Genomic DNA, 13,359 nt, shown 5'->3' with positions numbered 1-13,359 from the left:
ACAGCATAGGCGGAATCGGTGCGTTTTTCATCGTGTGGGTGAAACTTGTCACGGCTTCTATACTGGGGGCACAGCCGTCCCAATCTTCCCTGTTCCCGATTCCGGGAATGCCTGTCAGGAGACCCTTGTATGGAAAAGCGAACCGTAGACGTTGCCATTATCGGAGCTGGAACCGCCGGTATGGTGGCTTACCAGCGCGTGCGCAAACTAACCGACAAGGTTGTGCTGATCGAAGGCGGCCATTATGGAACCACCTGCGCCAGAGTCGGGTGTATGCCGAGCAAGTTGTTGATCGCGGCCGCTGATAACGCTCATCAGATGCAGCTTGGTGAGCTTTTCGGCGTGTCTGCCGGGGATATCAGGATCGACGGAAAGCGGGTGATGGAAAGGGTGCGAAGCGAACGGGACCGCTTTGTTGCTTCGGTGATTGATTCGGTCGAGAAGTTTCCGGATGCGCATCGAATGGAAGGCCACGCCCGGTTTGCCAGCCCGAATCGTCTGGTCGTCGACGGCAATGTCGAGGTTGAGGCGGGGCGTATCATCATCGCCACTGGCTCCCGACCCAATGTTCCCGGGTTCCTGAAAGATGCCAAGGATCGGCTGGTTGTAAACGACGATATCTTCGAATGGCAGGATCTTCCCGATTCGGTGGCAGTCTTTGGCCCGGGGGTGATTGGTCTGGAGTTGGGCCAGGCCCTGAGCAGGCTGGGTGTGCGTGTCCGTATGTTCGGGGTTGGCGGTTCGGTTGGTCCTATCCAGGATGAAACCATCCGGAATTACGCGCTGAAAACGTTTAATGAAGAATTTCCTCTGGATCCGGATTCGGATGTAAAGAAGGTTGAACGTGTTGAAGAGGGCGTTGCCATTACCTTTGAGAGTGGCAACGCCGGTGCAACGACGGAAACCTTCGATTACCTGCTGGCGGCTACCGGGCGTCGTCCTAACGTCGACGGGCTGGATATCCAGAACGCCGGTATTGAGCTGGATAAAAAGGGAGGGCCCCTGTTTGATCCCCATACCCTGCGCTGTGGCCAGAGCCACATATTTATCGCAGGCGATGCCAATAACAGTCTGCCGCTGTTGCATGAGGCAGCCGACGAGGGCCGGATCGCGGGCGATAACGCCGGGTCATACCCGGATGTGCGAACCGGGCTTCGCCGCACGCCGTTGGCCGTGGTCTTCACCGATCCGCAGATTGCGACGGTGGGGCTGACGATTCACCAGGTTGATGAGCGCTGCCGCGGCTGTTTCGCCGTTGGAGAGGTGTCCTTCGAGGATCAGGGCCGCAGTCGGGTTATCGGCAAGAACCGGGGCCTACTCAGAGTTTATGGAGAGCATGGAAGCGGCCTGTTCATGGGCGCAGAGATGTTTGGTCCGGCCGCGGAGCATATTGCCCACCTGCTCGCATGGTCTGCCCAGCGAAGGCTGACCGTCACCGAGATGCTGGAAATGCCGTTTTATCATCCGGTTATCGAAGAAGGCCTGAGGACCGCGCTCAAGGACCTGAACCGCAACCTCAGCATCGGACCGGCGCCAGAGGAGGGTTGCACCGATTGCGGGCCGGGTGTCTGAGCCGGCCCTTAAAAGGAATCAACAGATATGAGGCCTCGCCTCGCTCAGTGTTCCCTCTGGAACCCTTGCATTTCGCTGGCGCCGCGCCCAGATCTTTTCGTGGAAGAAATAGGCAACCGTGTTGATGGCCGGTTCCACCATGGCTATGAGGCTTCCGATGAGCAGGTCACCAGTGAGCAGGTAAGCCACGGTAAAAGCGACGGTAAAATGGGTGAGGGCGAACGTTACCGTCTTTATCAGCGACTGGTCGCCATTCGTGCCATGGTTGTGTACGAATAGTTTTAACGCGCTCATGATTGTCTCCGGTGTCGTTCTTTAATGCGATCATTAGACGCCGGGTGAGAATGATTGTTAAATGAAATGTACTTAGATGATTGATAGGTTAGGGCTATCTTTATTTCTTCTTCTATAGTGTCATTCATCAATCCTATCATCGAGATTAGCAAACTAAACTTCCTGACGTCCGCCGATCAGGCGTATATTCATATATAAACCTGTTATATAACCGCGAAGGAGAAGCGTTATGGGTAAGAATTTCATTGGTCTTGATACCGAGAAAACGGCAAAGCTTGCTGATTCCCTGAATGATCTGCTGTCCAACTATCAGATCTTTTATATGAATGTTCGCGGCTACCACTGGAACATCAAAGGCGACAACTTCTTTGAGCTGCATGTAAAGTTCGAGGAGCTCTACGACGATCTGCTACTCAAGATCGACGAGATTGCAGAGCGGGTTCTGACGCTGGGCCATCGCCCGGCTCATGCCTACAGTACCTACATAGAGCGTTCGGAAGTGCCGGAGCGAAAAGATGTTTCCGACGGCAAGGAAGCGATGGACAACATTGTCGAAAGTTTTGCCAAGCTGATCGGCAAACAGCGGACACTGCTCAGTCTGGCCGGTGAAGCGGACGACGAGGGTACCGTTGCCCTGATGAGCGACTATATCTCCCAGCAAGAGAAGACGGTGTGGATGTATCGCAGCTACCTCGGTCACTGAGCCGAGTGCGCTGAATGAATGGCGACCCTGCGGGGTCGCCATTTTTTTGTCGCTGCAATGCGTTTGTCATCAGATTGTCTTCTGTCTGACGCAGTTATGTCACCTTGCCTCAATAACGTGTGTCGTGAACCAACACACTTTAAAAGACGAGGCGAATATGGAACTGCGTAAATCCCTCCTTGGTACCGCCATACTGGCAACAGTTCTCGGCCTTGCCGGCTGTGACGGCGACGACGGCACAGACGGTGCACCTGGCACCAGTCAGACGCTCATTGAGCTGAATGTGGTGGGCTCCTATCAGGCGGAAGGAGAGGTTTTTGACGAGAGTGCTGCCGAGATTGTCGCCCACGACCCCTCGAATCAGCGACTATTCGTAGTGAATGCCCTCGCCAGTACGATCGATGTGCTCGATATCAATGATCCAGCGATGCCTGTGAAACTGAGCACGATTGACGCCACAGCTGAGGGTGCTGCTGCAAATAGCGTCGCGGTTTATGGTGATCTTGTGGCAGTGGCCATTGAAGCCGAGAACAAGCAGGCAAATGGCAAGGTTGTGTTCTACAACAGCACGGACCTCAACAAAGTTGGTGAAGTTGTGGTTGGCGCGCTGCCCGACATGGTGACCTTCACGCGTGATGGCATGAAAGTGCTGGTTGCCAACGAAGGCGAGCCGAGTGACGACTATAGCGTCGATCCTGAAGGCTCAGTCAGCATTATTGATCTGTCCAACGGCGTAGCGTCTGCCACCGTGACCACCGCCGATTTCACCGGTTTCAATGCTGACCAGGCCGACCTGGTAACCGCGGGCCTGCGGGTCTTCGGCCCAGGCGCCACACTGGCCCAGGACATGGAGCCGGAATACATAGCCGTATCCATCGACAACACCAAAGCCTGGGTGGCCCTGCAGGAAAATAACGCCGTTGCCGAACTGGACATCGCTGCCGGTGAAATCACGGCCATCGTGCCGCTTGGCTTCAAGGACCACAGCATCATCGGCAACGAACTGGACGCCAGCAACCGTGACAGCGGTATCAACATTCGCAACTGGCCAGTGAAAGGCATGTACATGCCCGACGCCATCGCAAGCTACGGCTACAACGGTAAAACCTACTACATCACCGCCAACGAGGGTGATTCGCGGGATTACGATGGCTGGACCGAAGAATTCCGCATGGGCGACCTGACCTTGAACCCAGCCGGTGAGCTGGCGGCCATAACCAATCTGTTGGATGACGAAAACCTGGGTCGTCTCAACACCACCTCCACCATGGGCATCAGCAACGGCTGCGACCCATCACAGCTGCCCGCTGAACTCGGCGACCTGAACGGTGACACCAATGTGGACGTGGACGACGTCAAGTTCTACGTGGAAAACAGCTGCGAATACGACACCCTGTACAGCTATGGGGCACGCTCATTCAGTATCTGGAGCGCTGACGGCCAGCGTGTTTTCGACAGCGGCAGCGAATTCGAACGAGTCACCGCTAGCCTGATCCCCGACAACTTCAACGGCAACAATGACGAAAATTCCTTCGACAATCGATCGGACGACAAGGGCCCTGAGCCGGAGGCGGTGGCCGTAGGCATAATCAATGGCCAGACTTTCGCGTTTATTGGATTGGAGCGAGTTGGCGGCATCATGGTCTACAACGTTACTAATCCCCAGAATCCGGAGTTTGTCCAATATCTGAATAATCGAGATTTTTCGGTATCCCAGGCGGATCTGGAGGCGGGTATGGCCGGTGATCTTGGACCGGAAGGCCTGGCGTTCATTTCTGCGGATGACAGCCCCAGCGGTAAGCCAATGCTGGCGGTTGGCAACGAAGTGAGCGGCACCACGACGCTGTACAGCATCGACGTAATTGAACTGACTGCAAACTGAGTTCTGACCCTGAAAGAAACCCGGAAGCATCATGATAGGTGCTCCCGGGTTTTGCTTTTCGCCTCAGACAGCAACTTTCAACGGTGGCACCTCCTGGTGCAGGAACCACTTCTCTGTAACCACCTTGCGGGTAAACCAGTGGGAGCGCATCAGGCTGCTGGCCAGAGGCATCTTGACCCAGTCAGGAACCTGCCAGCCCTGGTCTGGCTCGGAGGCGCGAGTGCCGAAGCGTTCGGCAATGGCATCACCGTAAATCTGCAGGGAGGAGGCTGAGTAGTCGGTGGCCTCGCCAATCACATCGGCTGCCAGAAGGGCGGATTCGATCGCCGGCCGTATACCCTCGCCACTCTGGGTGTAGGCAAGGCCAGCGGCGTCGCCAATCAGCATCACACCGTCGTCCACCAGGGGTCTGTCGGCATGGGCGTAGAGCAGATAGGCGTGGCCCTTGAAGCGTCCGGGCAGGTCTTGTGGAATCCGGCCGGTGGATTTCATTTCCTCGACAAACGCTTCCAGATGCCCTGTCAGCTTGTGGTTGTCTTCCCGGCCCAGGCCAATATTCAGGAAATTGCCCTTACGGAACACCCAGGCATAGCCCTTCAGGTCCCGACAGAACCAGAGTTCGGGCGTATCGCCCCGGGCCAGGCAGGCTGAAGCCTGGTCCGGTGTCATTTCAAATTCAACCTCTTTGGCCGCCACAACGGTTTCATGGCCACCGGGGCCATCCCCCAACAATCGCGCAACCGGGCAGAAGTGACCGCCGGCACCGACAATAAGAGGCGCTTCCCAGGTGTCATTGACGACCCAGTTGCCGTCTTTACGAACGATGGATTTGACCGGCGTGGCCAGCTGTTTCGGAGCGTTGACGCGGCTGAGCAGGTAGTCGTCAAATTCACACCGGCGAATACCATAGCTGACTACGTCGCCGTGATCGTTCTCCACGGCCGGCTGGCCCATCATCCCGATGCGAAACCGCCGGATGGGTTGCAGGGTTCGCCCGCGGGAGTATTCCTCCGGGTCAATGCTCAGGGTCTCCATCACGGCAGGCGTAACCCAGCCTGCGCAGGTTTTGTCCCTGGGGAAATTCTGTTTATCAATGATCAGCACTTTTTTGCCGCTGTTTTCGAGGGCGCTGGCCAGGGTGGATCCGGCCGGGCCGGCTCCAACGATGATCAGGTCGTAGTAGTCCATCAGGCCTCCTCGGGTGCCGCAGGAAAGTCGTAAAGATCCCGTCTGTTCCGGGGAAGTTGGTTATTGTCGCCATGGCTGAAGACCACCTGGAACAGCTGCAGAGAACCTGCCCGGAAGGCGGCGATGGAACCGGCCAGATACATGCGCCAGGCCCGGGTGAAGTGGCCGTCGTACATGGCAGTGACCTTGTCCTCGTTCTGGTTGAAGCGCTCCATCCAGTGACTCAGGGTCTGGGCGTAATGCAGGCGCAGGTTCTCGACGTCCAGGACTGAAAAATCGCCGTGCTCACAGATTTGCATGAATTCGCCGATGCTCGGCGGATAGGCACCCGGGAAGATGCGTTTCTCGATCCATGCGTTCATCAGCATCGGGCGGTTGCGGCCAATGCTATGCAGCAGGGCAATGCCGTCAGGCTTGAGGCTGCGTTTGATCAACTCGGACAGGGCCTCGTAATTCTCCTTGCCCACATGTTCGAGCATGCCGATGGATACGAAGGCGTCGTATTGCCCCCTGATGTTCCGGTAATCGTCCTCGATATACTCCACCAGATGATCGAGTTCCTGCTTGCGAGCTTCTTCTCGGGCAAATGCGAGTTGTTCCCTGGAGATGTTGTAGGAGTGGACCTTCACGCCGTAATTGCGGGCCATGTAGCGGGCCAGGCCACCCCAGCCGCAGCCGGCCTCGACCACCGTCATGCCGGGCTTTAACCGGAGTTTGCGGCAAACGTGCTCGAGTTTGGCTAGCTGGGCCTGTTCAAGGCTCAGATCCGGCGTCTCGTAGTAGGCGCAGGTGTACTGCATTTCGGCGCTGTCCAGCCAGAGCTGATAGAACTCGTTGCCCAGATCATAGTGATGGTGAATGTTTTCCTTGGCTTCCGGGATGCCGGTGGATCGGGGGTTGTGGTTGCGCCACAGGGCCTCCAGCCATTTCGGCCACTTCTGACGCGCCTGGTGAACGGACCGGTAGAGGGTTTCCATCAGGTCCGGCAGGTCACCTTCCACCTCCAGGCGACCGGCGCTGTAGAGGTCTCCGAACGCCAGGTTGGGATTGGTTACCAGCGCGTAAAGGGCTTTGGGGTCGGTCAGATGCAGGGTGAACTGCGCGTGTTGACCCTCCGGTTCGATCACATCGCCGTTCCAGAGCCGGAAGCGCAGCGGCGGTGATCCCGCCATCCGCATGAGCTTGGCGATCAGCCAGCGCTCGTAAGTGTGCGGTGACCGGTCCACGTGGGTATTTTCCAGTGGCAGGGTCAGAACATGGCTTTTGGATTCTTGCCCGTTGTCACGGGTTTTCTGGGCAGTGCTCTGGTTCATGGACTCCGCTCTCCCTTGATAACCTCAACATCAATGTTTTTGTCGATGCGCGCGCGCCAGGGTTCCCGAATACCAGTCTGAGAATCGCCGGTTGTCCGTTCAGTATAGAAAACAGTGAGATTTTGTCAGGTTGGCTGAAAATAGAGGAAAACTATTGGAAGGATAGCGAAGAGCGAAAATAGGCGGATAAAAAAATGCCGGGCCCAGGGGCCCGGCATTATTCGGGTCAGTATGAGGAGCTCATACCAAACCATTCAGGGAAAATCACAATCAGCGCCAGCACGAACATCTGTATCAGGATGAAGGGCAGTACGCCTTTATAAATATCGGTCGTTCGCACTCCCGGCGGTGCGACGCCTTTGAGGTAGAACAACGAGAACCCGAACGGTGGCGTAAGGAAGCTCGTTTGCAGGTTCATGGCGATCAGGATGGCGAACCAGAGCATGTTGATGCCCATAGCTTCCGCCACCGGGGCAAGGATCGGCACGATGATGAAAGAGATTTCAACGAAGTCGATGAAGAAACCCAATACCAGAATGACCACCATGGCCAGAATGATGAAGCCCCACTTCTCGCCGGGCAGCTGGAGCAACCATTCTTCCAGCAGATAGTCGCCGCCGGTGTAGCTGAACACCATGGAGAAGGCTGTTGCACCGATCAGGATCGCGAAGACCATGGCGGTCACCTTCACAGTATCCTTGGATGCATCCCATACCATCTTGAAGGAAAACTGGCGGTAGATGATGGCCAGAACCACGGCGCCAACCCCGCCAAGAGCGGATGACTCGGTTGGCGTGGCAATGCCGGTGAAGATCGAGCCCAGAACCACCACAATCAGTGCCAGCGGCGGGATGATCGCCAACAGCGCATTGAAGACTTCCTTTTTACGGGACACGCCTGGCTCATCCGGCATGGCCGGCGCGGTTTCAGGTTTCAGTCTGGTCAGCACCAGGATGTAGATGATGTAAAGCCCCACCAACACAACGCCGGGCCAGACCGCGGCCTTGAACAGATCCCCAACCGGAAGGCCAAGGACATCGCCCAGAATAATAAGGATGATGGATGGCGGCACGATCTGACCGAGGGTGCCGGACGCACAGATGGTACCGGTGGCCAGTCTCTTGTCGTATTTATGCGCCAGCATGACCGGCAGCGAGATCAGACCCATGGCAACCACGCTGGCGCCTACAACACCGGTAGAGGCGGCCAGCAGTGCACCGACCAGAATCGTCGAGATAGCCAGGCCACCGGGCAGGCCACCGAACAGACGGCCCATGGAGGTCAGAAGTTGTTCCGCCAGCCTGGTGCGTTGGAGCACCACGCCCATGAAGATAAACAGCGGTACTGCCATCAGAACGGTGTTCTGCATCACGCTCATGATGCGATAGGGCATGAAGGCAAAGAGATCCATGCCCTCGGCGAAAATTCCGAAAAACAGCGCAACGCCACCGAAGGTGAATGCAACCGGGAAGCCCAGCATCAGCATCAGCAGGGCCACACCGAACATAATCATACCGATCATGCGAGGCCTCCTCCGCTGTGTTCACCTTCATACTCCTTGTCCCCCGCCATCACTCGTACGGCGTAAGTCGCCATATTGAGGCCGGCAATACCGATGAAGACGGCACTGACAGGGATAACGGATTTGATAATCCATCGGTGCGGCAGCCCGCCCGGATCACCGCTACCTTCACCCATGCTGTAAGAGTCGAGGGCGAAATCGTAGCCGTAAATGCCGATCAGATAAGCGAAGGGAATGACGAAAATGAAGGCGCCAACAAGGTTGACCCAGGCCTTGGCCTTGTTGCTCCATTTGGTGTAGAAAACGTCGACCCGAACATGACCATCCGTGCGCAATGCGTAGGGAATACCCAGCAGGAACACCACAGAATAGAGGTGCCACTCCATTTCCTGCATGCCGATTGAAACGTTGTTAAAAGCGTATCGGGCCACTACGTCGTAAAAGACGTTGGCTGCCATCAGTATCATCGCGACACAGGCAACCCAGCCACAGAAGATGGACAGCCGGGCAAGCCCGTCGTCCAGTTTGATAATCCACCGCATTGATGATCCCCCGCCAGACGGACTGGCGCTTTTATCCGTTGCTATAAACGACAAAACCGGGATCACTCAGAGAGCGATCCCGGCTCCGTTAAAGCCTATATCTTACTCGACTTCAGCCATAGTGTTGAGGTAGGCGCGCTCAGAAATGTTGGTGTAAGCGCGGCTCTGCTCAAGATAGTTCTGCTGGGAGTCGATAATCTTGGCAGCCATATCGCTTTCAGCAGCTGCTTCTTTCAGCAGCTTGTTGTTGGCTTCGTACATGGCGTCAAAGATTTCGTCTGGGAAACGCTTGATCTGGACATTCGGGTACTCTTCGCGAATATTAGCCCAAGCTTCTGCGTTGGCGTGCTGGGAGTGAACCAGCATGTCGTAGGACGCAGTGCGCATGGCAACACGCATGATCTCCTGCAGGTCCGCTGGCAGCTTGTCCCAAACCCGCTTGTTCACAAGGAACTGGAGTTCGGTCGCAGGCTCGTGCCAGCCGGTATAGTAGTAGTCGGCGATCTGCTGGAAGCCGAGACGCAAGTCCAGGGCAGGACCTACCCACTCAACAGCATCGATGGTGTTGCGTTCCAGAGCAGTGTAAAGCTCGCCCGGGGCGATGTTGGTCGGGTTAACGCCAACTTCTGCGAACACTTCACCAGCGAAGCCAGGGATGCGCATTTTCAGACCCTGAAGGTCTTCCAGCGAGTTAATTTCCTTGCGAAACCAGCCGCCCATCTGAACGCCGGTGTTACCGCCCGGGAACGACAGCATGTTGTGCGGCTCGTAGACTTCCTGCATCAGCTCCATGCCACCGCCGTGGTAGAACCAGGCGTACTGTTCCATGGCGTTCATGCCAAACGGCATACTGGTGAAGAACAGGGTCTCTGGAACCTTGCCTTTCCAGTAGTAGGATGCGGAATGGCCCATGTCGTACTGACCAGCCTTGACCATATCAAACACGCCCAGCGGGGCTTTGTGCTTGTTGGCGGAATCGATGCGGACTTTCAGGCGTCCGTCAGACATTTTCTCGACGGTTTCGGCAAAACGCTTGGTGGTGTCACCGAAAATCGGGAAGTTTGGCCCCCAGGTTTCTGCAAGGCGGAGTGTGAAGGTATCTTGGGCGAGCGCCTGCGAGGAGGCAAAGGTTGTTGCCACAGCCAGCACAGCCGCGGAAAGAACAGAACGGATCTTCATTGCTCTTCTATCCTCTTATCTTTTTTGTGGGTCGAGCGTCTCCCCTTTTGGGGAAAATCACTCTTAATGCTAGTTCACGTTAGCAATTATCGTTAACAAACGAAATCAAAAACCGCTTGGTGTACGACCTTGGTCGTACGGCGGATCAGATGTCGTCCATGCGGCTGATCTGGCTCGACAGTCGCATGGCCTCGTGCTCTTCGAGGGAAAGCAGATCCTCAAGCAATGCCTTGGCCTCGGGAATCTCTGCCTTGCCAATCAGGGAATCGTAGAGATCCATCACCTGGTCGTGGAACTGGAAGATTTCCCTGGCAATATCCTGAAAGCTCATTGACGCGTAGTGCGTGTAGGAGTCAGCACTGGCCCTAATTGGTTTGTGGTTCAGGTAGTCGTACATGCGGGTATTGAGAGCCTTCGGATCAGCCTGTTTCTCGAATTCCCGTACGGCTTTCTCGAGAATGGTTTCGTGGCTGGACAGGTAGTCGAGGAGGGCGCTGGCTCGCTCGTCGTTGTTGAGCTTGGCGGACTCTTTCAGGCACCTTGCAAGATGCGCGTGCAGTTGCCTCGTCCATTCGATGAGATCCTCGAACGTTTTTATTTCCATTGAGTTGCTCCTTGTCGGGCAGTTCGGTTGTAGTTGGCTTTACCGGTAAGTCTAGTCAAACTTGGAGATTACAGGGTACCTGAACCGGGCCCGGGAACCAGCGGAGCGGAAATCGGCCATGGCAACGACACTCGGCATCATTGAAGGATTTTACGGCCCCATGTGGACCTGGCAGGAGCGGCGGCAACTGGTTCGCACCCTGGCGCCCCATGGTTACGGATTTTATCTCTATGCCCCGAAGGCGGATGTTTTTCTGCGTCGGAAGTGGCAGCAGCCGCACCCGCCGGCGATGGCCGCGGAGCTGGCCGATTTCTCTCGCTTTTGCCGTAACGAAGGCGTTCGTTTTGGTGTCGGCCTGAGTCCGTTCGAGGTGTTCAACCGGTTTGACGACGAAGCCAGGGCGTCGCTGGCAGAAAAACTCGCCCTGCTGGAGCGCATCGGGATAGATGAGCTGGCGATTCTGTTCGATGACATGCGGTCAGACACTCCGGACCTTGCCGGTACCCAGACGGACATTGTGCACTGGGTCCGTGACCGTACTTCAATCAAACAGCTGAGTGTCTGTCCCAGCTATTATTCCGATGATCCGGTTCTCGACCGCGTGTTCGGGGAGCGTCCGGCGGATTATCTGGAGACGCTCGGGCGCAAGCTGGACCACTCGGTGAACGTGTTCTGGACCGGAGAGGAAGTGTGTTCCCGGGAAGTGTCACCCGGCCATCTGAAACGTGTCGGAGACCTGCTTGGCCGCAAGCCGGTGCTCTGGGACAACTACCCGGTCAACGACGGCGACCGGATGTCGCAACATCTGCACCTGCGAGCCTTCACCGGGCGACCGGCGGCCAACGCGGCGCACCTTGCCGGCCATGGTATCAATCCGGCCCTGCAGCCAACGCTGACGGCCATCCCGGCTATCACGCTGGCGGAGTCCTACCGCCTGGGACCCTCCTATCAATACGGCCAGGCATTCCGCCATGTCGCCCGCGAGGTGCTGGGCAGGGAGTTGGCAGCGCAGCTGCATGCGGATTTACTGGTGCTGCAAGACGCTGGCTTGGGCCGGATCAGTGATGAAAAGCGCCAGAGCCTTCAGCATACCTACGATGCCTTTGACCACCCTGCAGCCAACGAGATTCTGCGCTGGCTGGCGGGTGAATATCAGGTGACCGATGAGATGGTGGCCACGCAGTAGGCGGTTGGGCTAGCGAAGGTAATATTCGACGGTTGAGACTACCCGGACGGTTTTTACCGGCTGTTGCTGTTCCATGATGCCCGGCGCCTGATCCCGGGCCAGAATCTGGAAAACGCCCTGATTGGCACGTCGCAGCCCCCCGAGTTCCGCTTTTGCATCCTGGGCGAACTGGTCGGCAGCTTCCCGGGCCGATGCCGTGGCCTCGGCAATCATCTCCGGCTTGATGTCGTTGAGCCCGTTAAATACGTACGTCGGGCCGGACGGGCCGTAGTCCGAAGACAGCACCACTCCGGAGTCCACCAGTTCACTGACACCCTGGGCTGCCTGCCGGATTCGGTCGATGTCAGTACTGCGTACCATCAGCGTCTGGCTGATGATGAACTTCTGCTCTCCGTTGTTGGCCTGGTAAGGGTTGGCCCGGGTATCGGTGACATCCAGGCGCTGGAGTTCGACCGCATTCTGGTCAATGGCCTGCAGTTTGAGGAACGCCATGATCGCGTCCCGGCTGCTTCTGGCCCTTTCCTGGGCTTCACTCAGGGACGCACCGGTGGCGAGAAAGCGGATCGGCCACAGGGCCAGATCGGCATTCACTTCCCGTTCAGCCACACCTTTAACGGTCACGTAGCGGTCGCCTGTGCGCAGATCGGTCAGGCCATTGCCAATCAGGGCGGCAGAAATGATGGCACTGACGCCGAGAATCACTGAGGCAAAAAGTTTCATGGGGTGTCCCTGTATTACGTCACCGGAATGTTCCGGAAAGCGTCCGGTGTCTGGCTGCTATCCTGAGGTCATGGTCAAGATTAGCGTTTCACGCCCCAAGCGAAAAGGAAGGAAACATGACGGTTGTGAAAGTTGAGTGCATCAGAGGAAACATTGCTGAACAGCAGGATATGGATGTGATCGTCAATGCCGCCAACGCCGAACTTTTGCCAGGGAGTGGCGTGGCAGGCGCCATACACAGCGCCGCCGGACCGGGGCTGGCAGAGGAGTGCCGGGCTCTGGCGCCGATCAGGCCGGGGCAGGCAGTCATCAGCTCGGCTCACGAGCTGCCAAACCAACACGTAATCCACTGTCTGGGGCCGGTTTACGGGGTCGACGAGCCATCCGACCGTTTGCTGGCTGAGTGTTTCAGAAATGCCCTGTTGCTGGCAGATCGGCATAAGCTGACGTCCATCGCTTTTCCTGCCATCTCCACCGGGGTTTTCGGCTATCCACTGCAGGATGCGGCGGCAGTGGCCATGAAGGCGGTGTCTGACACGCTGGCGGAGCTCAACTCTGTTCGCCTTGTCCGGTTTGTGCTGTTCAGCGACGAGGACCGGAAGGTGTTTGAACAGGCACTTGAGTTGGAATCGGGCCTGTCAGGCCGGTAGCCGG

Annotated in this window: 13 protein-coding genes; 5 read left to right on the top strand and 8 right to left on the bottom strand. The window is 56.9% G+C overall.

The genetic code is table 11. The features are described 5' to 3' along the window. Nucleotides 1–129: 129 nt before the first annotated feature. Nucleotides 130–1,572 (top strand): dihydrolipoyl dehydrogenase, encoded by a 1,443-nt coding sequence (locus BM035_RS04620; RefSeq protein WP_008173330.1) that lies wholly within the window; start codon nt 130–132, stop codon nt 1,570–1,572. 18 nt (nt 1,573–1,590) lie between these two features. On the opposite strand, the gene BM035_RS04615 is transcribed toward BM035_RS04620, so the two are convergent. After that, complete coding sequence (locus BM035_RS04615) at nt 1,591–1,866, bottom strand: DUF2061 domain-containing protein (protein ID WP_175497340.1); 276 nt, start codon at nt 1,864–1,866, stop codon at nt 1,591–1,593. Nucleotides 1,867–2,095: 229 nt separating this feature from the next. On the opposite strand from BM035_RS04615, the gene BM035_RS04610 reads away from it, so the two are divergent. Both BM035_RS04610 and BM035_RS04605 read left to right on the top strand, forming a co-directional pair. Further along, nucleotides 2,096–2,569, top strand: coding sequence for a Dps family protein (locus BM035_RS04610; RefSeq protein ID WP_014578457.1), 474 nt, complete (start codon nt 2,096–2,098; stop codon nt 2,567–2,569). A 157-nt stretch (nt 2,570–2,726) separates the two neighbouring features. Further along, entirely contained in the window at nt 2,727–4,451 is a 1,725-nt protein-coding gene (locus tag BM035_RS04605) for a choice-of-anchor I family protein (RefSeq protein WP_092030473.1), read from the top strand. Nucleotides 4,452–4,514: 63 nt separating this feature from the next. Here BM035_RS04605 and BM035_RS04600 read toward each other — a convergent pair whose 3' ends face one another. The 6 genes from BM035_RS04600 to BM035_RS04575 all read right to left on the bottom strand — a co-directional run bounded on the left by BM035_RS04600 (nt 4,515) and on the right by BM035_RS04575 (nt 10,799). Further along, nucleotides 4,515–5,639 (bottom strand): NAD(P)/FAD-dependent oxidoreductase, encoded by a 1,125-nt coding sequence (locus tag BM035_RS04600; protein WP_053113146.1) that lies wholly within the window; start codon nt 5,637–5,639, stop codon nt 4,515–4,517. Beyond that, a complete protein-coding gene (locus BM035_RS04595; protein ID WP_053113145.1) occupies nt 5,639–6,952 on the bottom strand; it encodes an SAM-dependent methyltransferase in 1,314 nt (437 codons plus the stop codon). Before BM035_RS04595 ends, BM035_RS04600 begins: the two co-directional genes overlap by 1 nt. Nucleotides 6,953–7,178: 226 nt before the next feature. Beyond that, complete coding sequence (locus BM035_RS04590) at nt 7,179–8,474, bottom strand: TRAP transporter large permease (RefSeq protein WP_053113144.1); 1,296 nt, start codon at nt 8,472–8,474, stop codon at nt 7,179–7,181. Then, a complete protein-coding gene (locus tag BM035_RS04585; protein ID WP_008173316.1) occupies nt 8,471–9,016 on the bottom strand; it encodes a TRAP transporter small permease subunit in 546 nt (181 codons plus the stop codon). Before BM035_RS04585 ends, BM035_RS04590 begins: the two co-directional genes overlap by 4 nt. A 102-nt stretch (nt 9,017–9,118) precedes the next feature. Further along, nucleotides 9,119–10,195: a TRAP transporter substrate-binding protein gene (locus BM035_RS04580; protein WP_008173314.1), complete on the bottom strand. Its 1,077-nt coding sequence runs from the start codon at nt 10,193–10,195 to the stop codon at nt 9,119–9,121. Nucleotides 10,196–10,340: 145 nt separating this feature from the next. Beyond that, on the bottom strand, nt 10,341–10,799 hold the full coding sequence (locus BM035_RS04575; protein WP_008173312.1) for a hypothetical protein: 459 nt from the start codon (nt 10,797–10,799) through the stop codon (nt 10,341–10,343). 118 nt (nt 10,800–10,917) lie between these two features. Between BM035_RS04575 and BM035_RS04570 the strand changes: the two genes are divergently transcribed. Then, nucleotides 10,918–11,985, top strand: a complete 1,068-nt coding sequence (locus BM035_RS04570; protein WP_008173310.1) for a beta-N-acetylglucosaminidase domain-containing protein — start codon at nt 10,918–10,920, stop codon at nt 11,983–11,985. 9 nt (nt 11,986–11,994) lie between these two features. Here BM035_RS04570 and BM035_RS04565 read toward each other — a convergent pair whose 3' ends face one another. Then, entirely contained in the window at nt 11,995–12,705 is a 711-nt protein-coding gene (locus tag BM035_RS04565; RefSeq protein WP_053113143.1) for an SIMPL domain-containing protein, read from the bottom strand. Between the two features lie 116 nt (nt 12,706–12,821). Between BM035_RS04565 and BM035_RS04560 the strand changes: the two genes are divergently transcribed. Then, the gene (locus BM035_RS04560; RefSeq protein WP_008173304.1) at nt 12,822–13,355 is read left to right on the top strand and encodes a macro domain-containing protein; all 534 of its coding nucleotides are present in this window, start codon (nt 12,822–12,824) and stop codon (nt 13,353–13,355) included. Nucleotides 13,356–13,359 lie beyond the last annotated feature (4 nt).

The sequence above is a fragment of the Marinobacter sp. DSM 26671 genome (genome assembly GCF_900112835.1).
In the GTDB taxonomy this organism is placed as follows: domain Bacteria; phylum Pseudomonadota; class Gammaproteobacteria; order Pseudomonadales; family Oleiphilaceae; genus Marinobacter; species Marinobacter flavimaris.
The sequence above is the reverse complement of the archived record's forward strand: the minus strand, read 5'-3'. Positions and strand labels throughout refer to the sequence as shown.

Coding starts and splice junctions, on each gene's coding strand:
- BM035_RS04570 (WP_008173310.1), top strand. CDS start 10,918: ATGGCAACGACACTCGGCATCATTGAAGGATTTTACGGCCCCATGTGG.
- BM035_RS04605 (WP_092030473.1), top strand. CDS start 2,727: ATGGAACTGCGTAAATCCCTCCTTGGTACCGCCATACTGGCAACAGTT.
- BM035_RS04590 (WP_053113144.1), bottom strand. CDS start 8,474: ATGATCGGTATGATTATGTTCGGTGTGGCCCTGCTGATGCTGATGCTG.
- BM035_RS04610 (WP_014578457.1), top strand. CDS start 2,096: ATGGGTAAGAATTTCATTGGTCTTGATACCGAGAAAACGGCAAAGCTT.
- BM035_RS04565 (WP_053113143.1), bottom strand. CDS start 12,705: ATGAAACTTTTTGCCTCAGTGATTCTCGGCGTCAGTGCCATCATTTCT.
- BM035_RS04560 (WP_008173304.1), top strand. CDS start 12,822: ATGACGGTTGTGAAAGTTGAGTGCATCAGAGGAAACATTGCTGAACAG.
- BM035_RS04615 (WP_175497340.1), bottom strand. CDS start 1,866: ATGAGCGCGTTAAAACTATTCGTACACAACCATGGCACGAATGGCGAC.
- BM035_RS04585 (WP_008173316.1), bottom strand. CDS start 9,016: ATGCGGTGGATTATCAAACTGGACGACGGGCTTGCCCGGCTGTCCATC.
- BM035_RS04620 (WP_008173330.1), top strand. CDS start 130: ATGGAAAAGCGAACCGTAGACGTTGCCATTATCGGAGCTGGAACCGCC.
- BM035_RS04595 (WP_053113145.1), bottom strand. CDS start 6,952: ATGAACCAGAGCACTGCCCAGAAAACCCGTGACAACGGGCAAGAATCC.
- BM035_RS04580 (WP_008173314.1), bottom strand. CDS start 10,195: ATGAAGATCCGTTCTGTTCTTTCCGCGGCTGTGCTGGCTGTGGCAACA.
- BM035_RS04575 (WP_008173312.1), bottom strand. CDS start 10,799: ATGGAAATAAAAACGTTCGAGGATCTCATCGAATGGACGAGGCAACTG.
- BM035_RS04600 (WP_053113146.1), bottom strand. CDS start 5,639: ATGGACTACTACGACCTGATCATCGTTGGAGCCGGCCCGGCCGGATCC.